This window comes from Streptomyces actinomycinicus (assembly GCF_016741775.1).
Classification (GTDB): Bacteria; Actinomycetota; Actinomycetes; order Streptomycetales; family Streptomycetaceae; genus Streptomyces; species Streptomyces actinomycinicus.
Genome location: NZ_JAERRK010000010.1, coordinates 182,801 through 207,673, shown reverse-complemented (window position 1 = coordinate 207,673; position 24,873 = coordinate 182,801). Strand labels below are relative to the sequence as shown.

Annotated in this window: 22 protein-coding genes and 1 pseudogene; 10 read left to right on the top strand and 13 right to left on the bottom strand. The window is 74.2% G+C overall.

Annotated features, from left to right (window positions below; translation table 11 throughout):
* Positions 1 to 31: 31 nt before the first annotated feature.
* Complete coding sequence (locus JK359_RS21145) at positions 32 to 883, bottom strand: endo alpha-1,4 polygalactosaminidase (protein WP_201837843.1); 852 nt, start codon at positions 881 to 883, stop codon at positions 32 to 34.
* Between the two features lie 139 nt (positions 884 to 1,022).
* Between JK359_RS21145 and JK359_RS21140 the strand changes: the two genes are divergently transcribed.
* Both JK359_RS21140 and JK359_RS21135 read left to right on the top strand, forming a co-directional pair.
* On the top strand, positions 1,023 to 1,991 hold the full coding sequence (locus JK359_RS21140) for an aldo/keto reductase (protein WP_201837841.1): 969 nt from the start codon (positions 1,023 to 1,025) through the stop codon (positions 1,989 to 1,991).
* 327 nt (positions 1,992 to 2,318) lie between these two features.
* Positions 2,319 to 4,412, top strand: coding sequence for an RICIN domain-containing protein (locus tag JK359_RS21135; protein WP_201837839.1), 2,094 nt, complete (start codon positions 2,319 to 2,321; stop codon positions 4,410 to 4,412).
* 171 nt (positions 4,413 to 4,583) lie between these two features.
* On the opposite strand, the gene JK359_RS21130 is transcribed toward JK359_RS21135, so the two are convergent.
* The 5 genes from JK359_RS21130 to JK359_RS21110 all read right to left on the bottom strand — a co-directional run bounded on the left by JK359_RS21130 (position 4,584) and on the right by JK359_RS21110 (position 10,143).
* Positions 4,584 to 5,105 carry a universal stress protein gene (locus JK359_RS21130; protein WP_201837838.1) on the bottom strand — a complete coding sequence of 174 codons (522 nt, stop codon included), beginning with the start codon at positions 5,103 to 5,105 and terminating at the stop codon, positions 4,584 to 4,586.
* A gap of 32 nt (positions 5,106 to 5,137) precedes the next feature.
* The gene (locus JK359_RS21125; protein ID WP_201837985.1) at positions 5,138 to 6,391 is read right to left on the bottom strand and encodes an SLC13 family permease; all 1,254 of its coding nucleotides are present in this window, start codon (positions 6,389 to 6,391) and stop codon (positions 5,138 to 5,140) included.
* 62 nt (positions 6,392 to 6,453) lie between these two features.
* The gene (locus tag JK359_RS21120) at positions 6,454 to 7,695 is read right to left on the bottom strand and encodes a polysaccharide deacetylase family protein (protein WP_201837836.1); all 1,242 of its coding nucleotides are present in this window, start codon (positions 7,693 to 7,695) and stop codon (positions 6,454 to 6,456) included.
* A 194-nt stretch (positions 7,696 to 7,889) separates the two neighbouring features.
* Entirely contained in the window at positions 7,890 to 8,579 is a 690-nt protein-coding gene (locus tag JK359_RS21115) for a DUF4232 domain-containing protein (RefSeq protein WP_201837983.1), read from the bottom strand.
* 172 nt (positions 8,580 to 8,751) lie between these two features.
* Positions 8,752 to 10,143 carry a serine/threonine-protein kinase gene (locus JK359_RS21110; protein WP_201837834.1) on the bottom strand — a complete coding sequence of 464 codons (1,392 nt, stop codon included), beginning with the start codon at positions 10,141 to 10,143 and terminating at the stop codon, positions 8,752 to 8,754.
* Positions 10,144 to 10,190: 47 nt separating this feature from the next.
* On the opposite strand from JK359_RS21110, the gene JK359_RS21105 reads away from it, so the two are divergent.
* Positions 10,191 to 10,739 (top strand): RNA polymerase sigma factor, encoded by a 549-nt coding sequence (locus JK359_RS21105; RefSeq protein ID WP_372445451.1) that lies wholly within the window; start codon positions 10,191 to 10,193, stop codon positions 10,737 to 10,739.
* Between the two features lie 125 nt (positions 10,740 to 10,864).
* On the opposite strand, the pseudogene JK359_RS21100 reads toward JK359_RS21105, so the two are convergent.
* Positions 10,865 to 13,248: pseudogene (locus JK359_RS21100) on the bottom strand (SpoIIE family protein phosphatase).
* Between the two features lie 355 nt (positions 13,249 to 13,603).
* Here JK359_RS21100 and JK359_RS21095 point away from each other — a divergent pair.
* The 3 genes from JK359_RS21095 to JK359_RS21085 all read left to right on the top strand — a co-directional run bounded on the left by JK359_RS21095 (position 13,604) and on the right by JK359_RS21085 (position 16,448).
* Positions 13,604 to 13,843: a hypothetical protein gene (locus JK359_RS21095; protein WP_201837833.1), complete on the top strand. Its 240-nt coding sequence runs from the start codon at positions 13,604 to 13,606 to the stop codon at positions 13,841 to 13,843.
* Positions 13,844 to 13,846: 3 nt separating this feature from the next.
* Positions 13,847 to 14,224 carry a toxin Doc gene (locus tag JK359_RS21090; RefSeq protein WP_201837831.1) on the top strand — a complete coding sequence of 126 codons (378 nt, stop codon included), beginning with the start codon at positions 13,847 to 13,849 and terminating at the stop codon, positions 14,222 to 14,224.
* Between the two features lie 439 nt (positions 14,225 to 14,663).
* On the top strand, positions 14,664 to 16,448 hold the full coding sequence (locus tag JK359_RS21085) for a ricin-type beta-trefoil lectin domain protein (RefSeq protein WP_201837829.1): 1,785 nt from the start codon (positions 14,664 to 14,666) through the stop codon (positions 16,446 to 16,448).
* A gap of 13 nt (positions 16,449 to 16,461) precedes the next feature.
* On the opposite strand, the gene JK359_RS21080 is transcribed toward JK359_RS21085, so the two are convergent.
* On the bottom strand, positions 16,462 to 17,631 hold the full coding sequence (locus tag JK359_RS21080) for a lactate 2-monooxygenase (protein WP_201837827.1): 1,170 nt from the start codon (positions 17,629 to 17,631) through the stop codon (positions 16,462 to 16,464).
* Between the two features lie 490 nt (positions 17,632 to 18,121).
* Here JK359_RS21080 and JK359_RS21075 point away from each other — a divergent pair, with 490 nt between their 5' ends.
* A complete protein-coding gene (locus tag JK359_RS21075) occupies positions 18,122 to 18,556 on the top strand; it encodes a subtilase-type protease inhibitor (RefSeq protein WP_201837825.1) in 435 nt (144 codons plus the stop codon).
* Between the two features lie 208 nt (positions 18,557 to 18,764).
* Here the strand turns inward: JK359_RS21075 and JK359_RS21070 are convergent, their stop codons facing one another.
* The 5 genes from JK359_RS21070 to JK359_RS21050 all read right to left on the bottom strand — a co-directional run bounded on the left by JK359_RS21070 (position 18,765) and on the right by JK359_RS21050 (position 22,832).
* A complete protein-coding gene (locus tag JK359_RS21070) occupies positions 18,765 to 18,962 on the bottom strand; it encodes a CDGSH iron-sulfur domain-containing protein (protein ID WP_201837979.1) in 198 nt (65 codons plus the stop codon).
* 124 nt (positions 18,963 to 19,086) lie between these two features.
* Positions 19,087 to 19,740, bottom strand: a complete 654-nt coding sequence (locus tag JK359_RS21065) for a HemK2/MTQ2 family protein methyltransferase (protein ID WP_307788209.1) — start codon at positions 19,738 to 19,740, stop codon at positions 19,087 to 19,089.
* Positions 19,741 to 19,761: 21 nt separating this feature from the next.
* The gene (locus JK359_RS21060; protein WP_201837821.1) at positions 19,762 to 20,775 is read right to left on the bottom strand and encodes an iron-containing redox enzyme family protein; all 1,014 of its coding nucleotides are present in this window, start codon (positions 20,773 to 20,775) and stop codon (positions 19,762 to 19,764) included.
* Between the two features lie 246 nt (positions 20,776 to 21,021).
* Positions 21,022 to 21,195: a hypothetical protein gene (locus JK359_RS21055; RefSeq protein WP_201837819.1), complete on the bottom strand. Its 174-nt coding sequence runs from the start codon at positions 21,193 to 21,195 to the stop codon at positions 21,022 to 21,024.
* 131 nt (positions 21,196 to 21,326) lie between these two features.
* On the bottom strand, positions 21,327 to 22,832 hold the full coding sequence (locus JK359_RS21050) for an MFS transporter (RefSeq protein WP_201837817.1): 1,506 nt from the start codon (positions 22,830 to 22,832) through the stop codon (positions 21,327 to 21,329).
* A gap of 184 nt (positions 22,833 to 23,016) precedes the next feature.
* Here JK359_RS21050 and JK359_RS21045 point away from each other — a divergent pair, with 184 nt between their 5' ends.
* The 3 genes from JK359_RS21045 to JK359_RS21035 all read left to right on the top strand — a co-directional run bounded on the left by JK359_RS21045 (position 23,017) and on the right by JK359_RS21035 (position 24,872).
* Positions 23,017 to 23,337: an ArsR/SmtB family transcription factor gene (locus JK359_RS21045; RefSeq protein WP_201837815.1), complete on the top strand. Its 321-nt coding sequence runs from the start codon at positions 23,017 to 23,019 to the stop codon at positions 23,335 to 23,337.
* A gap of 29 nt (positions 23,338 to 23,366) precedes the next feature.
* The gene (locus tag JK359_RS21040) at positions 23,367 to 23,894 is read left to right on the top strand and encodes an SRPBCC family protein (protein WP_201837813.1); all 528 of its coding nucleotides are present in this window, start codon (positions 23,367 to 23,369) and stop codon (positions 23,892 to 23,894) included.
* Between the two features lie 123 nt (positions 23,895 to 24,017).
* Positions 24,018 to 24,872 carry an SDR family NAD(P)-dependent oxidoreductase gene (locus tag JK359_RS21035; RefSeq protein ID WP_201837811.1) on the top strand — a complete coding sequence of 285 codons (855 nt, stop codon included), beginning with the start codon at positions 24,018 to 24,020 and terminating at the stop codon, positions 24,870 to 24,872.
* The last annotated feature ends 1 nt before the right edge of the window (position 24,873 follow it).

Genomic DNA, 24,873 nt, shown 5'->3' with positions numbered 1-24,873 from the left:
GATGGGCCATGCCCCCACCGGGGACGGCCGCTCAGCGCACCTTGCGGACGTACCCGGCGCCGCCCGGCTCGGAGACGTCCCGGTCGCGGCGGACGATGCTCAGCCGGTCGCCCCAGTGGGCGCGGGCCGCGCGCAGACCCGCGTCGGTGTACTCGATGTCCACCACCCGGTCGTCGAACGCCTCCGCGTACACCCCGCACTCGTCGTACTGCCCGCACTCCTCCGCCACCGCGAAGTCCAGCCCGGCCTGCTCGCGCTTCCCGGCCAGCTCCGGCGTGTTCTTCTGGGCGACGGCCAGGTGCCGGGAGTGCGCGTGCCGGGTGAACAGGGTCATGAACGCGGTCGCGTCGGCCGTGGTGAGCAGCCGGCGGGAGCGGGAGTAGCTGTCGTAGTTGTCGGGCTCGACGGCGTCGAAGCCCTTCCGCGCGCACTCGTCGACCCACCGGTTCACCCGCTCGGCCACCCGCTTGCGCTTGGCGGGGGTGCCGATGTCGAGGAGGGGCTCGTCCCAGTCCTCGTCGATGACGACCCGGCCCCGCGCATCACGCAGCAGCAGGTCGGCCGGCCAGGAGGAGCGCTCGGCGGGCTGCGCCTGGAATGCGTTCACGTAGCAGATGTTGTACAGCCCGGGGGCGGGGGAGTCGGACCGGTCGCGGCTGACGATGCGCACGCCCCGCGGCGGGGGATAGGCGCCGCCGATCTGGTAGTCGAACCCGGCGTTCCGCGGCGGGAGCCGTACGGTGGCGGGCTTCGGTGAACCGCTCTTCTCCCGGTCGCCCGAACCGCAGCCGGCCAGGGCCGCCACCGCGACGATCAGCGCCGCCGACACCGCGCCCAGGGCCCTGTGGGACCCCGCGGCGCGCAGAACACCCGAGGGGGGCAAGTCCGCTCCATCCTGCCCACGCCGGGCGGCGCGGCACGGGCAGGATCAAATCGTCCGCGCACCGGCGTCGTCAAGTCGCCCCCCGCGCAACGCCGTAGGCTCGGCCGTGACCATCGTCCCGAAGGCAGGAGCAGCAACGATGCAGTACGTGAAGCTCGGTTCGACGGGCCTGGACGTCTCGCGGATCTGTCTGGGCTGCATGACCTACGGGCTGCCGGACCGCGGCGTCCACGAGTGGACCCTCGACGAGGAGGCGTCCCGCCCGCTGATCCGGCAGGCGCTGGAGGCGGGCGTCAACTTCTTCGACACCGCGAACGTCTACTCCGACGGTACCAGCGAGGAGATCGTCGGCAAGGCCCTGCGCGACTTCGCCGACCGTGACGAGATCGTGCTGGCCACCAAGGTGAACGGCCGGATGCGCCCGGGCCCCAATGGAGCCGGCCTGTCCCGCAAGGCCGTCATGACCGAGATCGACCACAGTCTGCGCCGCCTCGGCACCGACTACGTCGACCTCTACCAGATCCACCGCTACGACCACACCACCCCGGTCGAGGAGACCATGGAGGCCCTGCACGACCTCGTCAAGGCGGGCAAGGTCCGCTACATCGGGGCGAGTTCGATGTACGCGTGGGAGTTCTCCAAGGCGCAGTACACCGCCGAACGGCACGGCTGGACGAAATTCGTCTCCATGCAGAACCACTACAACCTGATCTACCGCGAGGAGGAGCGGGAGATGCTGCCCCTCTGCGCCGACCAGGGCGTCGGCGTGCTGCCGTGGAGCCCGCTCGCCCGCGGCCGGCTCACCCGCGACTGGGACACGGTCACCGGACGCAGCGCCAACGACGACTTCGGCAGCAGGCTGTACCTGGAGAGCGACCGGGCCGTCGTGGAGGCCGTCACCCGGATCGCGGGCGAGCGGGGCGTGCCGCGCGCCCAGGTGGCCCTCGCCTGGCTCCTCCACCAGGACACCGTCGCGGCCCCGATCGTCGGGGCCGCCAAGCCGGGCCACATCGAGGACGCGGTCGCAGCCGTCGGACTCGAGCTGAGCGACAAGGAGATCGAGGAGCTGGAGCAGCCCTACACCCCGCACGCCATCAGCGGCCACTGACGGCCGGCCCGGGTCCGTGCGGCGCAGCGGCCGCGCCGCACGGACCGGTGACACGGGAAAGAATTGCTTTCCTTGACTGAATGTCAATAGCTAAAAGTCCGCAGGGAATCCCGGAAAACGGGAGGTCTCTTGTTCATATGTGTTCGGCTGTGCAAAAGTGTGCGCTGTCGGCGCGCAGGCAAATACATTCCCTCTGTATGCGCCAGGCCGCTCCCGTACACCCCCCACGCTTCAAAAGAGCCGCCTCAGGTGGACGTTCGAGCTGCGCCATGACCTCGCCAAATGGTACGGACTAATGGTCCGTAGAGTGTCTGGAGGAATGCGGCTGTGCACGAGGCAGGCCTGTCGGACGAGCAGTTGAGCGCCGCGCTGAAGAAGTGGACGGGCACGTCACCCGCACTCCACCCGGTCGGTGAACTCCTCGACCGGCACTGGGCGGCGGCCTTCGCATACGCCCGCCTGTGCACCGACGGACCACGCGCCGCCGGCATGCTCACCACCGCCGCGTTCACCCGGCTCTTCGGCGCGGCCCTGCGGCAGTCCGGGCCGACCGCCGCCTGGCGGCCCCACGTCCTGATCGCCGTCCGCCGGATCGCGGCCGAGTGGGACACCGACGGCCGCCGGGAACTCCTCCACCCCGCCCTGCGCTCGGACGACGGCACCGGGGAGCGCGCCTCGGCGAAGCTGCTGCCGCCGCCCGGCCGACGGCAGTTGTCCCGCGCGTTCCAGCGGGTGCCCGAGACCTCCCGCGCCGTGCTGTGGCACGTCGAGGTCGAGGCCGAGCCCCTGGCCGTGCCGGCCGCCCTGCTCGGGCTCGAGGAGGAGGACGTCCGCGTCGAACTCCGCCGGGCCCGCGAACGGCTCCGCGAGGAGTGCCTCCAGGTGCACCGGGAAATGGCCCCCGAGGACGAGTGCCAGCGCTATCTGCGCATGCTCGACGTGACCTTCCGGCGCGGCGGCACCGACATCGACCCCGACCTGGGGACACACCTGGCCCGCTGCGGCCACTGCAGCGGCACCGCCGACCAACTCGCCCGGTTCAACGACGGCCTGGGCCTCGCACTGGCCGAGGCGGTGCTCGGCTGGGGCGCCCACGGCTATGTGGCGTCCCGGGCCGCCCGCGCCGAGGACCCGGCCGCCCCCGTCCCGGCGGCCGCCGCCGTCGCGCCGATGGGCGGGGACGGCGGCGTACCCGGCGGCCGGCCTGCCGGCGAGTCCTGGGACGGGTATGCCGTCGAACCCGTGGGCGGCGAAGCCTTCATGACCGCCGTCGAGCCGGGCACGGCGGCCGGCCGCGGCGCGCCGGCCGACGGTGCCGCACCGGCCGGCCGTGGCGCACCGTCTGACGCCACTGCGTCGCCCGGTCGTGGCGTGTCGCCTGGTCGTGGTGCGTCGGACGGTCGTGGCGTGTCGGACGGTCGTGGCCGGTCAGCTCGTCGTGGTGGGCCGGCCGCTCGCCGCCGGGCGGGGGGATCCGCCGCCCCCGGCGAGAACGCCGCGGCCCCCGGCAGCGCCGAGGGCGCCGGGCCCGGCCCGTCCCGCCGCTCCCTGCACCGTGCCGCCCGGCGGGCCCGGCGGCGCAACCTCTCCCTGGCCGTCCTCACCGTCAGCGGTCTGGTCGTACTGCCGCTGGTGCTCTGGTCGGTGCGCGGCTCCGGCGACTCCCCGGCCCCCGGTGCCGCCGGCAGTCCCACCCGGGCCCCGGGCAAGCCCACCCCCTCACCGAGCATGTCCTGGGCCGCGACGGACGGCCGCGGGCAGGGCGCCCTGCGCGGCAGGCTGCACAACCTCGCCTCCGGTCTGTGCGTCGACGTCGTCGGCGGCAAGACCGTCGAGGGCGCCGAGACCGAACTCGCCGACTGCTCCGCGAGCCCGCGCCAGCAGTGGAGGTACGAGACCGACGGCCTGCTGCGCAGCTCCGCCGCGCCGGACCTGTGCCTGGACTCCCGCCTCGGCTACTCGGTCCGCCTCGCCCCCTGCGCGGCCACCGGCGACGCCGCCCTCGGCATCCGCTACGACTTCACGACCCAGGGCGCCCTGGTGCCCCGGTGGAACCAGGACCTGGCCCTCACCCCGGCGGCCACCGACGGCTCCGGCGCCCTCGTGCTCAAGACCCGTGCCCCGGGCACCGCCCAGCGCTGGACGGTCGACACCGCCCACGCGGACCTGCGGATGGCGAACGTCAACTGGGACAGCGACAGCACCTCGGTGCCGTCCCGCACCACGCGGCCCGGGACCACCGCGCCGGCCACCCCCACGCCGTCCGGCACCAGGAAGGCCGGTCCGAAGCCGACGGCGACCACGCCCGGCCCGACGCCCACCCCGACCGCGGGCACGGCCGGCCCGTGCGCGGCGTACCCGCAGTACTGCGACGGGAACGGCGGCGACGGAGGATACGGCGGCGGCCACCACCACCGCTGAGCCGGGTGCCCGCCACGAGGCACTGTCCGCCGGGTCGCGGACGATGCGAGGGCGGACGGCGGTCCGTCCTCCCGGCCGCCGGGCATGCGGTGGCCGGGCGGCACCGGCCGTGCGGCACCGGCCGGTGCGGTGGCGGGCGGTGCGGTCGCGGGCGGGAGTCCGGCCGCCGGGTCAGGGGTGGTGATGCGGCGGTGGGGGAGGGATCGTCGTCAGGTCCGGGGCCGGTTCCGGCCACACCAGCAGCACCGGGCAGGGTGCGTGGTCGACGGCGAAGCGGACGGCCGGGCCGAGGCTCTTCGGGCCCAGCCGGGACCGGTCCCCGTCCCGGGCCAGCACCAGCAGGCCGGCCCCCTCGGCGGCGGCCACCACCTCGCGTTCGACCCGGCCCGACCGCTCCTGGCGCGTACAGGGGCGGCCCAGCCGCTCCGCCGCCGCGTCCAGGAGCGCCGCTGCCGACGCGCCGCCGAGCGCCTCCAGCCGGTCACCGGGATCACTTCCCCAGTCCCCGGCCGGACGGTGTCCCCGCGGGTGTCCCCGGCCGAGCAGCCCGGCGAAGGCCCCGTGCGCCACCCCGGGCACCTCGGGTCCGCTCACATGCAGCAGCACCACCTCGGAGTCGTCCGGCGCATGGGCGCGTACGGCGTCCACGCAGGCGGGCCAGGTGCCCTCGACGAGCCAGGCGAGTACACGCATCCGGTCGGCCTCCTCCGCCTCGTCCGCACCGCTCAGAAAACCTGGAGCGACCCCCACAGTGCCACCACCGCGACGGCGAGGGAGGACGGCACGGCGATCAGGCCGAGCCGGGTGAACTCCCCCAGGTCCACACCGTGCTCGTGCTGGTGCACGATCCGCCGCCACAGCAGCGTGGCCAGCGACCCGGCGTAGGTGAGGTTCGGGCCGATGTTCACACCGAGCAGTACGGCGAGAACCGCACCCGGCCCCGCGGGCGCGGCCAGCGGCAGCAGGACCAGCACCGCGGGCAGGTTGTTGATGACGTTCGCGAGGACGGCGGCCAGCGCGGCGGTCCCGAGCAGCGCGCTCAGCCCGGTGCCGTCCGGCACCACGTGCCCGAGCAGGTCCGCGAGCCCGTTGTCGACCACCGCCCGCACCACGACGCCCAGCGCCAGCACGAAGGCGAGGAAGGCCGGGGCCGCCGCCCGCACGACCGTCAGCGGGGACGCCCGCCGCCGTGCGAGCGCCCGTCCGGCCAGTACCAGCGCGCCCGCGGCCGCCACCCAGGCGGGTTCCACGCCGAACACCGACGCCACCACGAACCCGGCGAGTGTGCAGCCCACGGTCACCAGCGCGAACAGCGGCAGCTCCGGTGCCCCGCCGGTGTCCCGGTCCGCCGGGGCCGCCGCCGCGAGGTCCCGGGCGAAGAACCGCCGGAACACCAGGTACTCGGCGCCGATGGCCACCACCCAGGGCAGCGCCATCAGCGCCGCGAACCGGGTGAAGCTCAGCCCGCTCGCCGCGAACGCCAGCAGGTTCGTCAGGTTGGACACCGGCAGCAGCAGCGAGGCGGTGTTGGACAGATGGGTACAGGCGTACACGTGCGGCTTGGGCCGTACGCCCGTGCGTGCGGCCGTGGCGAACACGACAGGGGTGAGCAGCACGATCGTCGCGTCGAGGCTGAGCACGGCGGTGATGGCCGAGGCCAGCGCGAACACCGCCGTCAGCAGCCGGACCGGACGCCCCGCCGCCCGCCGGGCCATCCACGCCCCGCACGCCTGGAACAGCCCCTCCACGTCACAGAAGTGGGCGAGCACCAGCACCGCCGCCAGGAACCCCACCACCGGCCCCAGCCGTTCCGCCTCGGCACGCGCGTGGTCGAGCGGGAGCGCGCCGGTGGCGACCACGAGCCCGGCGGCGGGCACGGCCATGACCGCCTCCGGCCAGCCGAAGGGCCGTACGACGGCCCAGGCCAGCACGGCGACCAGCAGGACGGCGGACAGGATCTCGGCGAGCGGGCTGTTCAGGGCGAGTCCTTCCGGAAGCGATCAAGGGTGCCCGCCCATGAAAACAGACGACCTCCGACGGGTTACGACGACGGGCTGCCGGCCGCGCCCAGGAACTCCGCCCAGCCGCCCGTGGGGGACTGGCCCGGCGAGAGCGTGCGCAGCTTGCGCAGCACTGCCGGGTCCTGCGCCTCCAGCCAGGTCACCAGCTGCTTGAAGGACACGAACCGGACGTCGTCGTGCGCGGCCATCTCCCCGATGGCCTCCTCGACGGCGTCCATGTAGATGCCGCCGTTCCAGCGCTCGAAGTGGTTGCCGATGAAGAGGGGCGCGCGGTTCGTCTCGTACGCCCGCCGGAAACCGGCCAGATAGGTGTCGCGGGCCTGCGCGCGCCACGTGGCGTACCGGGCGCGGTCGCCGAGCGGGTTGCCGCCGGACTGGTTGAACATCATGTTGTAGTCCATCGAGAGCACCTGGAAGGAGTGCCCGGAGAACGGTATGGACTGCAGCGGGAAGTCCCACAGTCTGCCGCCCTGCACCTTTCCCGGCCAGATCTGCAGCCCGCCCGGCGAGCTGGCGTCGTACTTCCAGCCGAGCGCGGCGGCGGTGGGCAGCAGGTTGGCCTGGCCCTCCAGGCACGGGGTGCGGCCGCCGACCAGCTCCTTGCGGTAGTCGAAGGGGAGCGGCTCGAGGTCGGTGAAGCCGGTGTTGGTCTTCCACTTGGTGACGAAGTCCACCGCCTGCTCGATCTCGCTGCGCCACTCGGAGGGGGACCAGTTGCGCACGCCGCCGGCACCGCAGAAGTGCCCGTTGAAGTGGGTGCCGATCTCATGGCCCTCCAGCCAGGCGGCCCGCACCTGCTGGAGGGTGGCGTGGATGTGCCGGTCGGCGAGGTAGCCGATCGCGGAGGCGCCGGCCGGGTGCTGCGGGGGCCGGTACAGGTGCTTCTTGGACTCGGGCAGTGTGTAGATGCCGCTGAGGAAGAAGGTCATCCCGGCGCCGTGGCCGGCGGCCACCTTGCGGAACCGGGAGAACAGCTTGCTGCTCACCTCGCCCGCGCCGTCCCAGGAGAACACCACGAACTGCGGGGGCCGCCGGCCCGGTCGCAGCCGGGCCGGCTTCGGCTGGCGGGGCTGGGCACCGGTGTCGGCGGTGGAGCCGTCGCCGATGGGCTTCACCGGGCGGGCCTGCGCGGTGCCCTTGCCGTCCGCCGGTTCGGAACCGCCGGCCGAGAGGCCGGTGCCCGACGAGCAGGCGGCCAGTGTCCCGAGGGCACCCGCCGCCGCTCCCGCCGTCAGCACCCGCCTGCGTGAGATCCCGTTCATTCGTGTCCCCGGTTTTCTGGTCGTGGCCCCAGCTGGGCCTGTTCGCCGTGCGGTCGACCGGGTTCGATGGCGGGGGGCGGGGAAAAGATCGGGGCCGGCGGCGCCTGTTGCCGTTCTGTGACAGTCCGCGGCGCCGTCATGACGAACCCCGCTGCCTCGGTGGTGACAGCGGGGTTCGCGCGGCGGGGTACGGGTCAGGGAGCCGTGCCGGGGCCGAGCACCGTCAGACGCACGGCCGAGGAGCTTCCGGAGACCGGCACCTCCCCGCCGGACCAGGCCGCCTTCAGCGAGTCGTGCTCGTCCGGCGGCGTGACCAGCAGCGCGGCAGGCGTCGCCGTCTTCGCCCCGCTGATCCCCGGGTTGGAGAAGGTCAGCCCCGCCCAGGCGCTCTTCCCGGGCTTGAGCGTGACGGTGACCGGGGAGCCGGGCTCACGGGTGGGGTCGGGTCCGAGCTGGGAACCGGACGCGTCGACGAAGGCGGCGCCGGGATAGCCGTGCAGGGTGCAGGTCCGGGCGGACCTGTTGGTGAGCACCACCGGGAAGTTCTCCTGGCCGGCGCCCGGGTCGTTGCGGCCGACGGAGGCCCGCAGTTCTGAGGTGTGGCAGCGGGAACTCGCCGCGGGCGTCGTGGTCGCGCTCGTCGCGCCGCCCGCGGACACCGTCGTCCCCGGCGCGGACGACGACGGGGCGCCGGCGGAGGCGGAGGCCGTGTCGGACGCCGGGCTCTTCGAGTCCTCCTGCGCGGGTCCGGCCGTGCCGGAGACGGAGGCCGGCGGACTGCCGTGCCCGTCGGTGCCGTTGCCGCAGGCGGTCAGGAGGCCCAGCACGGCGACCGTGCCCACGAGCAGGGCCCCGTGCCGCGCGGACCGGGGGGTGTACACCATGTCGTTCACCACTCCAGGTTCATTCCGGCACGCGCCGCGCGCATGCCGTCGGCGCCGGATGCGCCGTCATCCCACTCCGATGCACGGGGCCCCGGAAAAGTTCGCGGCGCACCGGCTTCCTTTCCTGGTTCTTACCCCGTTCTCTTCCCCGGCCACGGGTCCGGCAGGCGTCTCAGGTCACCCGCAGGGAGCGGAGAATCGGGTCGGTCGCGTCGCTGTCGTCCCGTTGGCGCACCTGCACGTACACCTGGGGCTGGGCCGAGCCGCCCGCCGGGACCAGCGCCGACTCGGTGACGGAACCGCCGTCCGGGCAGCCGTCCCAGGCCCGGACCAGGCCGTGCCGGTCCCCGGCGGTGACCGTCCGGGCGCCGGAGTAGTGGCAGCCGGGGTGCGCGAGCGCCTTCACCTTCGCGGTGACGTCGCCGTGCGTGCTGACCCCGACGAACACGCCGTCCACGGCGGCCCGCAGATCGGGCCACCGGGACAGGTCGTCGGCCACCACCAGCCCCGGCTCATGACCCGCCCGCAGCCCGAGCGCGCGCGGATCCCAGCCGGAGGCGCGCAGTTCGCGGCCCCAGCCGGCCGGCACCCGCACGCTCACCCGCCCGGTGGCGTCGGTGACCCGTGTCCCGTCGTCCGCGGTGCCGCCGCGGTGCAGCACCACGGTGACCGTGACCGCGGCGGCGGTGGCGGCGAGGACCGCCGCCACCGCCAGGGTCACGGCGTTGAGCCGGCCGCGGACGCGGTCCAGCCGTCGCGTCGGCCGCGCCGAGGGACCCGCGGCCAGCCGGTCCAGCTCCTGTGCGAACGCCGTCGCGCTCGGCCAGCGCCGCTCCCGGTCCGGCTCCAGCGCGCGCAGCACCGCCCGCGCCACGTCCTCGCCCAGCTCCGGCCGCAGCCGCCCGGGCGGTACGACCTTCCCCGGCGGCCCCGGCACGGTCCCGGTGAGCAACTCGTAGGCGACCGCGCCCAGGCTGTAGACGTCGGCGCGTTCGTCGATGCCCTCGCCCGGCTCGGCCTGTTCCGGGGGCTGGTAGCCCGCCGAGCCCGCGGCCAGGGTGAGCACCGAGGCCTGCGCGAGGCTCTTGGCGAGGCCCAGGTCGGCCAGGAGCACCCGCCGGGTGCCGTCCGGGGCGGTGTGCAGCAGCACGTTCGTCGGCTTGATGTCGCGGTGCACGATGCCCGCCTCGTGCAGCGCCGCGGCACCGCGTGCGGCCTCCGCGGTCAGCGCCAGCGCGTCCCGCACCGGCAGCGGACCGCCGGCCGGCAGATCGGCGAGGGTGCCGCCGTCGGCATACTCCATCACGAAGTAGGGTCTGCCGTCGGGGAGTTCGCCGATGTCGTAGACCTGCACCAGCCGGCCGGAACCGGCCCGGCGCAGCAGCCGGGCCTCGGCCAGGAAGCGCTCCCTGATGTCGAGCCGGTGCGCCCAGTTCTCGGCGAGCACCTTCACGGCCACCGGCGCCTGCAGCTCCGGGTCGTGGGCCAGCCACACCGTGGCGAAGGCGCCGCTGCCCAGCGGCCGTTCCAGGCGGTGGCGGCCGATCCGTTCCAGGGGGTGCATACGACTATCATGCCTGGCCTGGGATCGACTCCGAGGGGGACCCTTCCGTGCAGGACCAGGCGCTGATGGAGGAGCTCGCCCGGCGGGCCGCCGCGGGCGACGGCGCGGCCCTGGACCGGCTGCTGGCCGAGCTGCGGCCGGAGGTCGTGCGCCGGTGCGGGCGCTTCCTGCCCTGCCGGGAGGACGCCGAGGAAGCCGCCCAGGACGTGCTGTTCCAGGTGGCCCGGCACATCGCCGGGTTCGAGGGACGCAGCCGCTTCGGCACCTGGCTGTACACCGTGGTCGCCAACTGCTGCCGGCAGAAGTACCGCGAGCTGAAGCGGCGGGCCGCCGAGCAGCCGGCCGCCATCGAGCCCGCCCATGCCGTGGACCCGCGCACCACCAGCGTCATCGCCGGCTCCCGGGTGGATCTGCTGGAGGCCCTGGACCGCCTGGAGCGGGAGCATCCGCACCTGGTCGCGCCGTTGGTCTACCGGGACATCTGCCAGCTGGAGTACGCGGAGATCGCCGAACGCGTCGGCATACCGCTCGGCACCCTCAAGTCACGCCTGCACGAGGCCCGCAAGCAGGTGCGCCCCTGGCTGACGGCCTCCTGACCGCACGCGCGCCAGAAGACGGACACCTCCCGGCCGCAGGCCCGTCGGCCGCGCGCTCCGTCAGCCGCAGGGCCTGACCGGCCGTCGAGTGTCCCCGGCCGTGAGGTGCGCCCGGTCCGCTCCCTCTACACGTCCTCCTCGTACAGCGGCAGCTCCGCCCAGATCGTCTTGCCGTCCGGGGTGTGCCGGCTGCCCCAGCGCTGGGTGAGCTGGGCGACCAGGAGCAGGCCCCGGCCGCCCTCGTCGAAGACCTTGGCCCGGCGCAGGTGCGGGGCCGTGTGGCTGGTGTCGGAGACCTCGCAGATCAGTGTGGTCGCGTCATGGATCAGCCGGAGCCGGATCGGGTGCGAGCCGTACCGGATGGCGTTGGTGACCAGCGCTCGCTGACCACCAGCTCCGTCGTGAACGAGGCCTCGCTCAGCCCCCAGTCGGACAGCTGCGCCACGACCTGCTTGCGGACCGGCGCGACCAGTGCCGGGTCGGCGGGGATGTCCCAGGTCGCGACCCCCGAGGCCGGCAGGCCCTGGGTACGGGCCAGGAGCAGAGCCACGTCGTCGGCGGCGCTCCCGGACGGCAGCAGTGCGTGCAGGACGCCGTCGCAGGTCTCGTCCAGGGTGGCGCAGTCCCGCTCGAGCGCCCGGAACAGCAGTTCGCGGCTGGCGTCCCCGTCCCGGTCCCGGGACAGCACCAGACCGTCCGTGTACAGGGCGAGGACGCTGCCCTCGGGCAGTTCGACCTCGGCGGACTCGAACGGCAGCCCGCCCAGGCCCAGCGGCGGTCCGGCGGGCAGGTCCAGCAGCTCCGGCCGGCCGCCCGGCCGCAGCAGCACGGGCGGCGGGTGTCCGGCGCGGGCCACGCAGCACCGCCGCGACACCGGGTCGTAGACGGCGTACAGGCAGGTGGCGCCGACCTCGCCGGGGCTGCCTTCCCCGCCCGACTCCTCCGACAGCCGGACGACCAGGTCGTCCAGGTGGGTCAGCAGCTCGTCGGGGGCCAGGTCGATGTCGGCGAGGGTGCGTACGGCCGTGCGCAGCCGGCCCATGGTGGCCGAGGCCTGGACCCCGTGCCCGACGACGTCCCCGACGACCATGGCGACCCGCAGGCCGGACAGCGGGATCACGTCGAACCAGTCCCCGCCCACCCCGGCCCGGGCGGCGGGCAGGTACCGGGAGGACGCCTCCAGAGCGGCCGTCCGCGGCAGCCGGCGGGGCAGCAGGCTGCGCTGGAGCGCGAGCGCGGTCTCCCGCTCGCGCGAGTAGCGGCGGGCGTTGTCGATGCAGACGGCGGCCCGCGTGGTGATCTCCTCGGCCAGCAGCCTGTCGTCGGGGGTGAATCCGTCCGGGCGCCGGTGCCGGGTGAAGACCGCCACGCCGAGGGTGAGACCGCGGGCCTGGATCGGCACGGACATCGAGGAGTGGATGCCGAAGGTGCGCACCCGTTCGCCGCGCATGGTGTTCCAGGTCAGCCACTGGTCCAGGTCGCCCGCGGTCACCGAGGCGGTGATCGCGTGCCCCGCGGTGAGCGAGTCCGCCTGCGGGGAGCCGGCCGGGTAGACCTCGGTCTGCCCGGGCTTCAGCACCGCCTCGGGCACGCCGCCGAGCACCGACTCGTGGGCGGCCCGGCGCAGGGTGACCGGCGCCGTGATGCGGGCCGGGGGTTCGCCGCCGTAGTCCTCGGGGTCCAGCAGGTCGACGGTGACGAAGTCGGCGAGCGTGGGCACGCACATGGCCGCCAGCTCCCGCGCCGTCCGCAGGACGTCGAGCGTGGTCCCGATGCGCATGCTCGCCTCGTTGACGAGCTGCAGCCGCTGTCGGGCCCGGTAGTTGTCGGTGACGTCGTGCGCGGCCAGGCACACGCCCCGCACCCGGCCCTCCGCGTCCGTGACCGGGGCCATCCGGGCGAGCCAGGCGTGTGCCCGTTCCTCGCCGCCGGAGCGGGTGAAGGCCTCCATGTCCAGCGGTCTGCCCGAGGTCAGCACCTGGAGCATGTGCCGTTCCAGTTCGTCGCTCTGCGGTCGGCCGCCGATCTCCGAGGGCCGCAGCCCCCGCACCCGCTCCTCGGACAGGCCGATGACGGAGGCCATCGCGTCGTTCATCCGGCGCAGCCGCAGCGCGTGGTCGTACACCGCGACCGCGCAGGGCGACTGGATGAGGGCCGCCCTGCCGAGCGGATCGTCCGGGGCGGGCGGCTCGGCGCCGGTGAGCGGGGTGACGACGGTCCAGCCGCCCGGGTGTCCGTCCTGTGCCGGGCGGCGGTGGGCGAGCAGCCACACCGAGAGGGTGCGGCCGTCGCGGTGGCGCAGTCCGAGCGTTCCCGCCCAGCGCGGGCCCCTCGGCGGGACAGGGGCACCGGGGCCGGCCAGCAGTTCGGCGGCGGGCCTGCCCAGAACGGAGCCGGCCGGGTGGCCGAGCAGGCGCCGGGCGCCCTCGTTCCACTCGACCAGTGTTCCGTCGTCGTCGATGACAGCCCGGGCCGTCGCCGCGTCGTCGATCGGATAGACCCGGCTCATCGTCGCCGCTCCCAAGCGCACACTCACAGTGAACAGGTGGCTTCACGCGTGTTCCAGAGTAGTGCTTCGCGGACGCGTGTGAACGCCGGCCGGCGCCGGGCCGGACGCATCCGGCTGCACGGTCGAGAGGGGAAGTCCGGAGGGGGTATGGCCGATGGCGGCCACGTAGCCACCCGGAAGCGATGATCTTGCGTGGCAAGACGTCAGAATCTGTTCGGTCGCGATCAGTTGTGAGTGCTTCTGGGTAGCTCCTGCTCGTCGACCCGGTCGGCATCGAACCCTTCCGGTACCAGAGGGAATGCCGTCCCACCTGCGCATATTTACGCGTGAGTACCCTCGCGGTACCGTGAGGGGCATGCCAGCTCTCAACGTGGAGTTCAGCGAACGGGAACTCGAGGACCTGCGCCAGATCGCCAAGGAACGCGGTACGTCGATGAAGGCCCTCGTCCGCGAGGCCGCCGCCGCCGACATCGCCCGGCACCGGGCCCTGCAGGAGGGCGCGGAGGCCTTCCGCCGCTTCTTCGCCGCCCATGCCGAGGAGTTCGCCGCGGCCTTTCCCGACGACGAGCCCCCCGCCAGGGGCGAGGCCGCCTGAGCGATGACCTCCCTGATCCACATCGACGTCCCCTGGCTGCTCCAGCGGCACGAGGAAGTGCTGCCCGACCAGCCGGCCGTGGACGACTTCTCCGCGCTCGTCGCCGCCGTCGCCCGGCACCGGGTGGACCCGCCCCGGCTCGGCGTGGACTCGGACGCCGCCTGGCGCGCCGCCGCGCTGCTGCACACCCTCGCCGTGCTCAAGCCGCTGCCCGCGGCCAACGCCCGCTTCGCCTGCGCGACGGCCGTGGCCTACATGTTCGTCAGCGGCGTCGGCATCGACCCGCCCTACGGCGCCCTCGTCGACCTCACGCGCGACCTGATCTCCGGCAAGACCGACGTGTACGGCGCCGCCGACCGGCTGCGCTCCTGGCAGATCTGACACGGCGTCGGCCGGCCGGCCCCGTCCCGGGGGCAGGTGCCCCCGGCCGGCGGGGGAAGCCGCCGGGGCCGCCGGCCGAGGGCGGGAGGAACGGGGCCGGCGGCCGGTCTCACGCGGGAGTGCCGCCGTCCCGCGCGGGGCCTTCCGAGAAGGGCCGGTCCACAGTGCACCACCGGGCCGCACGCTCCGGGAGCGTGCGCGTCCGGCGGCCGCGGGCGCGCGCTTCACACGGGGCGCGCGAAGAAACGTCCGGCCTTTCCCAACTGCCCCAAACGGCAACGGTGTTCTGACTTTCCTTCAAAGCGGCTGATGTCTCACACGTGCCTTGTTGCTCGTGTGGAAGTTGTGCAAGGGTTTGAACGCGGTGCATTTCCGCCCCCTCCGCGCACGTACGCGAGAGACACGCACCCACGCACCACGCACCGAAGGAACCCGCTCAGTGCCCACCCCCCACCCTCCTCGGCCTCCTTATCCGCCGCCCGGCGGCGATACCGGAGAGTCCGACGAGTCGCTCGCCGGTCCGCTGCGGGCCGGCTCCGACACGGAGGCCTCCCGGTCCGCCGCCCTTCTGATGGCCCGGCACTGGGAGCCGGCCCAGGAATACGCGGTCATCTGCCTGGCCGCGCCCGGGCCGCTCGCCCACATGGTCACCGCCACCGCCTTCCACCAGGTCCTCGGCCGGCTGGCGCTCGGCGAACCGGCCGAGGCGCTGCGGCCCCGCCTGCTGGTCGCCGTGCGCGACACGGTCGTCAACTGGTCCGGCACCGACCGGATCACCGCCGTACTGCCCGGCCTCGGGAAACCCGCCGGGGGACGCGGAATGCGCACCGCGCAGAACCTCGTACCCGAGAACCGGGCCCTCTCCGACCGCTCGTTCCACGGCCTTCCCCGGCTGGAACAGGCCCTGTTGTGGCACACCGAGGTCGAGGCCGAGCCGATCGGCGTTCCCGCCGGACTGCTCGGCCTGGACATCGAGAACGCTTCGGCCGCGCTCGAACAGGCCCGGGACACGTTCCGGGAAGGGCTGGCACGCGCCCACCGGGAACTCGCGCCCGGCAAGGAGTGCCGTTACTACAACCGCCTGCTGGACGTCCCCATCCGCAGGGGCGGCACGCTGCTGCCGGACGTCCAGGAACACGTGTCGGGCTGCGCCTATTGCCGGCACGCCGCCGAGCAACTGGGGCACGCCGACGCCGCCCTGGGTGTCCTGCTCGCCGAGTCCGTGCTCGGCTGGGGCGCCCGCCGCTACCTCGAGTCCCGCCCCGGCCGAAGCTCCGGTCCGGCCCGGGCCCGCGGCGGGTCCCGGCGCTCCGGCGGGCGCCGGCGCGGCGGTGGCCGGCCCGGGCTCCTCGGCCGGACCGCGACGCCCGGGCGTCGCCGCGAAGGCGAGGACGAGCAGCAGGCCGGGACGTCCGCCCACCGGGCGCCCGGTACCGGCTGGTCGTCCAGGACGCTGCTGACCGGCGTCGGTGTGGCCTCGGCCGGGCTGCTCGCCACGGTCCTCGCGGTCGGCGCATGGCCGGACGGCGGCGACGGCACCGGCCCGGTCGCCTCCACGAGCGCGGTCCCCGGCTCCGGCGGCCGGACCCCGTCCGGCTCCGCCACCGCTCCCGGCACAGCGGGCCTGCCCGCCGCCGGCCGGCCGGTTCTGCTGCGCAACGCCGCCGGAGACCTGTGCCTGGACGTCAGGGGCGCGCCCGAGGCCGGTGCCGCCGCCGTCCTCGCCGACTGCTCAGGCACGGCCACGCAGCGGTGGAGCCACGACGCCGACGGTCTGCTGCGCAACGCGGCCGGTTCCGGACTGTGCCTGGACTCGCACGCCGACGCCGGCGTGGTCATCCTCGGCAGCTGCGCCGGTGCCGGCTCCGAGCGGGGCGACGACGTGCGCTACGACCTCACCGCCCAGGGCGAGTTGCTGCCCCACTGGGACCGCACGCTCGCCCTCGCCGGTGCCGGCGGCCAGGCCGGCGCCGATGTCGTCGTCAAGGTCCGGGACCGTTCCGCCGGCCAGCGCTGGAACACCGACGCGCCGACGGCGAGCCCCGGCTCACTGTCCCTCTCGGGCACACAGGACCCACCGGCCCGGCCGGCGGCGCTGCCGCAGGGGCACGCCCGGGGCCGACGGGCCGCACCGCCGCAGGGGCACGCCGAGGGCCGGCGGACGGCACCGCCGCAGGGGCACGCCCGGGGCCGGCCGGCGGTGGTGCCGCAGGGGCGTTCCTAGGGCGGCGGGCGGGTCAGGCCGGGTGCTCGACCAGGTCCGCCGAGGTGACCGTGGCCGGGCCGGTGTGCCCGGCCAGGGCGAGCGTCAGGTCCAGCTCCGCCAGCACGCACCGGACGACGTGCTCCACGCCGGCCTGCCCGTCCAGACCGAGTCCGTAGACGTACGGCCGCCCGAGCAGGACCGCCCGCGCGCCGAGGGCCAGGGCCTTGAACACGTCGTCACCGGTGCGCACCCCGCTGTCGAAGAGCACTGTCAGCCGGTCGCCGACCGCGTCCGCGACTCCGGGCAGCGCGTCGGCCGCCGCGACCGCGCCGGCCACCTGCCGTCCGCCGTGGTTGGAGACCACCACGCCGTCCACCCCGGCGTCCGCGGCGAGCCGTGCGTCGTCCGGGTGCAGCACGCCCTTCAGCACGATCGGCCCGTCCCAGTGCTCGCGCAGGAAGGCAAGGTCCGGCCAGGTGTGACCGGGGTCCCCGAACAGGCCGAGGAAGTGCAGCACCGCCGCGTTCGGATCCTCGTGCACCGGCTTGGCGAGTCCCGCCTGGAACGCCGGGTCGGTGAAGTAGTTGGCGGTGCCCACGCCGTGCAGGAACGGCAGGTACGCCTGGTCCAGGTCCCGGGGCCGCCAGCCCAGTATCGGCGTGTCGAGCGTGACGAACAGTGCCGTGTACCCGGCGGCCCGCGCCCGGGTGAGGAAACTCCGGGTCACCTCGCGGTCCTTGCCCCAGTAGAGCTGGAACCACCGCTCGCCGTCGCCCATCGCCTCCGCCACCTGCTCCATCGGCGTGCTGGACGCCGACGACAGGATGTACGGCACTCCGTGCGCGGCGGCGGCCAGGGCGGCCGCGGTCTCGGCGTCCGGATGCATGATCGACAGCACGCCGACGGGCGCCAGGGCGAGCGGGGCAGGCACGGTCCGCCCGAGCACCTCGGTCGTGAGGTCCCGCTCGTGCACGTCCCGCAGCATGCGCGGCACGATACGGCGCCGGGCGAGGGCCGCCCGGTTGGCGCGGGCCGTGCTGCCGTCGCCCGCGCTGCCCGCCACATAGCCCGTCGGCCCGGGACCGAGCCGGTGTTCGGCCAGCTCCTCCAGCCGGGTCGGATCGGTCGGGAGCCGGGGCACGGCACCCGTGGTCCCGTTCAGATAGATATCGTACTGGAAGTCCGCCCAGTGCTGCGCCATCCGTCCCTCCCGGCAGTCGTCGGCCGCGTGCCCGCCCGACGATACCGAGCGGTGGGCCGGGCGCGAGGCGCGTACGATACGCGGCCGAACCCCCTTGATCCAGTGGATGGTTCATCCCGGATGGGCGCTGCCGATGGATGAACTGACCACTCGCCGTTGCGCGGAGGGCCCCGCCCCTGGTGATCACTTAGTGAACACAAGGAGTCATGAAGGGACTTACAGGGGGCGGAGCCGGAATGTTTCAGGACGATTAACGAACAGCTGATTTTCGGCCATCTGGCCGCTTCGGGGGCGGCAGAACCGCTCTGTTCCGGGGTCACGGCGTTCGACTTCCGTGACTTCACGCCACTGATTCAACACGAAAGGTTACTGAAACCCATGGGTTCGATGTGAGTTTCGCCGGTGGACTCGGCAGAGTGGCGCTCGCCGCTCCGGCGCCCGACCGGACCGGAGCCGGCGATCTGTCAGTTCGAGCGGAAGGATGCACACAATGCGGAACACCGCGCGCTGGGCAGCGGCCATCGGCCTCACGGCCGTTGCCGTCGGCGGACCCCTCATCGGGGCCGCCGTCGCCGCACCGGGCGCCGCCCCGTCGTCGCTGTACGCGCCCTCGGCGCTGGTGCTCACCACCGGCCACGGCAACGACGCGGCCACGGCCACCCCGGAGCGCGCCGTCACCCTGACCTGCGCGCCCACGGCCACCGGCACCCACCCCGCCGCGACCCAGGCCTGCGCCGAGCTGCGCGGCGTGGGCGGCGACTTCGACGCGCTGAAGCCCGCGGGTGACGTCATGTGCACCAAGGTGTACGACCCCGTCGTCGTCACCGTGCAGGGCGTCTGGCAGGGCAAGCGCGTCTCCTACGAACGCACCTTTGGCAACGCGTGCATGAGGGACGCCGTCGGCGGCACCCTGTTCGCGTTCTGAGGCCGGGATCGCCGGGGTCCCCGTGGACACCGGATCAGGCCCGCAACTGGGGAGTGCGGCCCCTGGAGCGGGGAACCCGCGATCTCGAACCGGGGCAGGCGGGCGGAGTGGGGCCGCCCGCCGGTCTCGGGCACACAGCCGCTCCCCGGGTAGGTCCGTGGGGGGCCTCCCGGGGAGCGGCGAAAAACAACAGGTTTAGACCGCAGGTTCAACTCTTGCGCCGGTGACTCGTGTCGCACCACGGGTAGCGGCGACTGCGCCGGCAGGTACACAGAGCGACGCGGAACCGGTCCGAGAAGACCGTGGTCCCGTCCTCGAGTTCGATCTCCACGGGCCCTTCCACCAGGAGGGGCCCGCGCCGTTGCACGGTGATGCGGCGGGCCCGCCGAGCGGACTCCTGGGGCACCGGCGCGGCGGGGCCGTGCGGTACGGCGTCACCGGAGTGGTCAGGCCGGGCGTCGCCGGACCGGCGCTGGGCGGTCCCACCGCAATCGCTCGCTTCGGGCCCGGCGGACTCGTCGGGTCCCGGGTCAGCTGGGTCGTTCGGCACGGATGACCACCAGTTCTTCCTTGTCCTCGGCAGGGGCGAGCAGCCCGCGCCGGCGCAGCCAGTCCTCCCGGGAGCGCAGCACCGGCCCGAAGGCGATCCAACGGCGCCGGACCACCGCGGCCTTCAGCCCCGCCCCCCGCAGCAGCTCCAGGGTGCGCCCGGGGTCGCTCAGCGCGGAGTGCACGATCAGCAGCACTCCCGAAGGGGCCAGCAGCGCCGGCGCGTCGCGGCAGATCCGGTCCAGCAGCAGCCGCCCGTCCAGCCCCGCGTCCCAGGCCCGGGACCGGCCACGCGGCCCGCGCCCGGCACCGGGCGACGGCACGTAGGGCGGGTTGGCCACGATGACGTCGTACGTCCCGCCCCGGGCCGGTGCGAAGAGGTCGCCGCGCCGGATGCGCACCGGCAGCCGGGCAAGCCAGGCATTGAGCCGGGCCGTCCAGACGGCTCGCCGGGACACGTCCACCGCGGTCACCTCGGCGCCCCGCCGGGCCGCGTCGAGGGCCAGGGCACCGCTTCCGGTGCCGACGTCCAACACACGGGTCCCCGGCCGCAGCGCCTCCTCGCGGAGGGCCTCGGCCAGCAGCTGCGTGTCGTCCTGCGGGGCGTACACGCCCGGAAGTGTTCTGGCAATCACGTGGCGCGGGTACCCAGGGGTTCAGGATGTATGGGACATCTGCTGTTCCAGGGGTGTCCGCAGTGACGACCGCCCGGCGCGCCAGTGGGCGAGCAGCCGCCGGGACAACCGGTCCTCCAGATACTCGGTCGCGTCGATCCCGAAGGCGACGTCCGCCGCCAGCTCCGGCTCCTCGTCGAGCAGGCCGCCGATCACTTCGTGCCGGACGACCTGTTCGTGCACCGCGTCCGCTTCCACGTGCTCGTCGTAGAAGAACTCGGCGGCCGGGCCGGCGCCGGTGCGGCGCATCGCCTCGGCGAGCCGGCGGGAGCCGGGCGAGGAGGTGATCTCCACGTCGGCGAAGTGGCCCACCAGCGCCCCGCGCAGTTCGCGGTGCAGGCCGAACAGGGACATCAGGTTGACCACGGCCAGCATCTCGGCTGGGGCCGCGTTCAGGTAGCGGCCGTAGGCGGTGTCCAGGCCCAGGTCCGTCATCAGGTCGGCGAACAGGCGTGCGTGCACCCGCTCGGCGCGGCCGCCGCCGAACTCGTCGAACTCCACCGCCGCCATCGCCGCCTTGGCCCGGCCCCACAGCCGCGGCAGCACCCAGGCGTGCGGGTCGGCCTCCTTCAGGTGGTACAGGGAGCGCTGGGCCGCGTACTCGCGCAGCTGCCACAAGGCGCCTTCCGCGCACAGGAAGTGGGTGACTCCCGTGCCCTCGGCCGGCTCGACCAGGAGCGCGGCGAGCGCGTCGTCCAGTGTGCCGTGCCGCGGGCTGTCGGCGCGCAGGGCGGACAGGAAGCGCTGCTCCAGCGCGGCCCGGACGCGCAGCAGCTCCGGGTCCCACTCGGTCCCCGGCGCGACGCCGGCGAAGCCGCGGTAGTGCAGCTCGTAACAGAGGTACAGGGTGAGCTGGGCGTCGTCGCCGTACGGGTCCGCCGCCACGGCGCCGTCCGGGCGGGGGAGCGGGCCCGTGCCGCGCAGGTATGCGGTGACCGCGGCGGAGAGCGGGCCGCGGGGCGGGGGAAGCTGGGGTCCTCGCGGGTGGTGGTCCATGCGGCGCGGGTACCCGGGCCGCGGGAAAACACCGGTGCTCGGCCCGCCCACTGGAAGCACAGACGTATCCGGCCGGCCGGGAGCACGGGCAGCCGGTCCGCGGCGAGCGACGGGCAGTCGGCCCGCGGGGAGCGACGGCGTACCCGGCCCGCTCGGCCAGCACCGGTCTGCCGGCTCGTACCGCAGGCACCTGTCTGCCCGCCCGTGGAACGGACCCGTGGTGAGCCGGCTCGCCGGCGGTCGGTGTCAGTCGCCCTCCGCCTGGTCCTGGGCTCCGGTGTTCGGGGTGATCGCGTCCCCGGCCTCGCCCGGGGCGGCCTTGTCCTCGTCCCGCTTCTCGGCTTCCTCGACCTCCCGGAGCACCTCCTCCAGGGCTGTCTGCGGCTGGTCCTCGCGGTCGTGGTCGTTCCCACCGGGCATGGCGTCTCCTTCCGTCGGCGCGGTGATCTCCTGTGCGAGTTACCCGGCGGCGCCGTCCCAAGCGTCGTCCGGACAGCCCGAGGAGCCGCCGTCTCCCTGCTGACGGCGGCCCCCCGGGTCTGCGACGGCCCTCACATGTGGACGACCGGTGCGGCGTCCGCGTTCTGCTGCGGCACCCCGCGGCGGTACAGGAGGAAGGTGATCACGGTGCCGGCGGCGAAGAACACCGCCGACCACCAGAAGGCGGTGGTGTAGCTCTCGATCGTGGCCTGAGCCCGCACCGGCGGGCTCGTGGCGTCCCGGCCGGCGAGGTAGTCGGTGGCGGCGCTCGCCGCCAGCGTGTTCAGCAGGGCCGTGCCGATCGACCCGCCCACCTGCTGCATGGCGTTGACGGTCGCGGAGGCCACGCCCGCGTCCTCGGCGGCGACCCCGCCGGTGGCCAGCTGCATGGCGGGTGGCATGACCAGGCCGAGACCCACACCGATCACGATCAGCTGCGGCAGCACCGCGCTGACGTAGTCCGAGCCGGCCCCGATGCCGGTCAGCCAGGCCATGCCGGCCGTGGCGATCGCGAAGCCCAGCGGGATGACGGCCTTCGGACCGATCCGCGGCAGCAGCATCGTGGTGCCGGCCTGCGCGGTCACCATCAGCGCGCCGACCATCGGCAGGAAAGCCACGCCGGTCCTGGTCGGGCTGAAGCCGAGGTTCAGCTGGAGGTAGTAGGTCAGGAAGAGGAACACGCCGAACATGCCGGCGCCGGTGATGAGCACCGCGAGGAAGGAGGCGGCGCGGTTGCGGTCGAGCAGGATGCGCAGGGGCAGCAGTGGGTGCGGGGCCCTGGTCTGCCACCAGGCGAAGGCCACCAGCAGCAGCCCGCCCACGGTCAGGAAGCCCCAGGTCAGCGGGGAGTCCCAGTCGTGGGCCTCGGCGTTCGAGAAGCCGTAGACCAGGGAGAAGAGGCCGGCCGCGACCAGAATCGTGCCGGGCACGTCGAGCTTGGCGTTCGCCGCGTCGCGGTGGTTGCCCAGCAGGAGCCAGCCGCCCGCGAAGGCGACGACGGCGATGGCCACGTTCACGTACAGGGTCCACCGCCAGTCGAGCGCGTCGGTCAGCACACCGCCGAGCAGCAGGCCGACGGCACCGCCGGCGCCGGCGATCGCGCCGTACACGCTGAACGCGCGGGCCCGCTCCCGGGCGTCGGTGAAGGTGGTGTTGAGCAGCGACAGCGCGGCAGGTGCCAGGAGCGCGCCGAAGGCGCCCTGCAGGGCGCGGGCGGCGACCAGCATGGTGAAGCCGTTCGCGGCGCCGCCGAGCGCGGAGGCCGCGGCGAACCCGACGACGCCGACGAGGAAGGCGGGCTTGCGGCCGAACAGGTCGGCGATCCGGCCGCCGAGCAGCAGCAGGGAGGCGAAGGCCAGTGCGTAGGCGGTGACGATCCACTGCCGGTTGCCGTCGGAGAAGCCGAGGTCGGTCTGGGCGGACGGCAGGGCGATGTTCACGATCGTGGCGTCGAGGACCACCATCAGCTGGGCGACGGCGACGACCGCGAGGATCCACCACCGCTTGGGCGAGGCCGCGCCGTGTCCTGTCGCGGCCGCCTCGGCGCGGGAGCCCTCGGCCAGGGTCTTCTGGGGCATGCGGAACCACTCCAGGCAAGTCGTTCAGGGGGGTGTCGTTCGCGTACGGCAAGGCACACAGTCCGTAAACGAAACTGTTTCGTACACATGGAGCCTAGGTCAGTCGGAGCGAAACGGCAACGTTTCTTTACTTGCCGCGTCTGCATTCCTTGACTGGCATATAACTGGTGAGGCATATTGAGGCATGTCCGACGCCGCGCTCTGGACCGCCCTCGCCGATCCGCACCGGCGGGCCATCGTCACGCTCCTGCTGGAGCGTCCCCGGCCGGTCGGGGAGATCGCCGAGCACTGCGGGCTGAGCCAGCCGAGCGCCTCCAAGCACCTCAAGGTGCTGCGCGAGGCCGGCCTCGTCAGGGTGAGACAGGACGCCCAGCGCCGCGTCCACGCCCTCGACCCGGCGCCGATCGCCGCGCTCGACGCATGGCTGGAGCCCTACCGCAGGCTGTGGAACAGCAGCCTGGACGCTCTGGGCCGCCGCCTCGACGAGACGTCGGACGACACCTGAGACCCCCCGTCGCGAAGGACCCCCGCACCATGTCCGTCGACCTCACCGGCACGTATCTGACCCTCGACGACGGCCGCCACGCCGTCCGCTTCAGCCGCATCTACGACCACCCGGTCGACCGCGTCTGGCACTTCGTCACCGACCCCGGAGAACTCGCCGCCTGGTTCCCCTCCCGCGCGGAGGCGGACCTGCGCCCCGGCGGCACCATCCGTTTCACCGGCGACCCGAACATGCCCGAGTCCACCGGCCGCGTCCTCTCCGTCGACCCGCCCCGGCACCTCTCCTTCACCTGGGGCGACGACGAACTCCACTTCGAACTGGAGGCCGTCGGCGAGGGCCGCACCCGGTTCACCCTCACCAACGTCCTCGCCGGCACCGACACCGCCGCCCGCAACGGCGCCGGCTGGGAGGTGTGCCTCGCTGCGCTGGACGCCCGGGCGCGCGGCGAGCGCCCCGGCGGACCGCACGCGGGGGCGGGCGCCCCCTGGAGGGAGTTCTACGACGCCTACATCGGCGCCGGCGTGCCCTCGGGCGCTCCCGTGCCGGGCCTGGACTGACCGCGGGCGCGGAGGCCGCTCCGCCGTGCGCGGTGTTTCAGTGTGTGGCGCCCTGGATACACCGCGAGAGTTCGGCCCCCGGAGTCCGCGAGCCCGTGCACACCGTCGCAGTGAGGTCGTCACATGTCCCACGCCCCGCCCCCCGCAGGACCCTCGGACCGCACCGGGCCGGCCGTGACCTCCCTGCCCGGGAAGGGCACCGCCACCCGGCCCGCCCCGGGACGCCCCGGCCGGGGCGGCACCGCCCTGGTGACCGGAGCCTCTTCCGGCATCGGCGCCGCCGTGGCCCGCCGGCTCGCCGCCGAGGACGGCTGGCGGCTCGCGCTGAACGGACGTGACGTCACCCGGCTGGAGCAGGTGGCCGCCCAGGCCCGTGCGGTGGCGCTCCCGCTGGACCTGACCCGGCCCGGCGCCGGGCGCACGCTCACCGGCCTCGCCCTGGACCACCTCGGCCGGCTGGACCTCCTGGTGGCGGACGCCGGCGTGGGCTGGGCCGGCGACTTCACCCGTATGCCCCCCGCCCGCATCGACGAGGTCGTCGGCGTCGACCTGCTGGCCACCGTGCACCTGGTGCGCACCGTGCTGCCCCACATGGTCGAGGCCGGAAACGGACGCATCGTCCTCATCGGCTCCCTCGCCGGCAGCGTGGCCGTCCGCGGCGAGGCCGTCTACTCCGCCGCCAAGGCGGCCCTGGCCACCTTCGCCGACGCCCTGCGGTACGAACTGCGCTCGACCGGCGTGGGGGTCAGCCATGTGATCCCGGGTGTGGTCGCCACGCCCTTCTTCGACCGGCGCGGCACCCCCTACACCCGCTCCTGGCCGCGGCCGGTGCCGCCGGAACGCGTGGCGGACGCCGTCTGGACCGCCGTGCTGCAGGACCGGGACGAGGTGTACGTCCCCGGCTGGCTGCGCCTGCCCGCCCGGGTACGGGGCGCCGCGCCCGGGCTCTACCGGCGGCTCGCCGCCCGCTACGGATGAG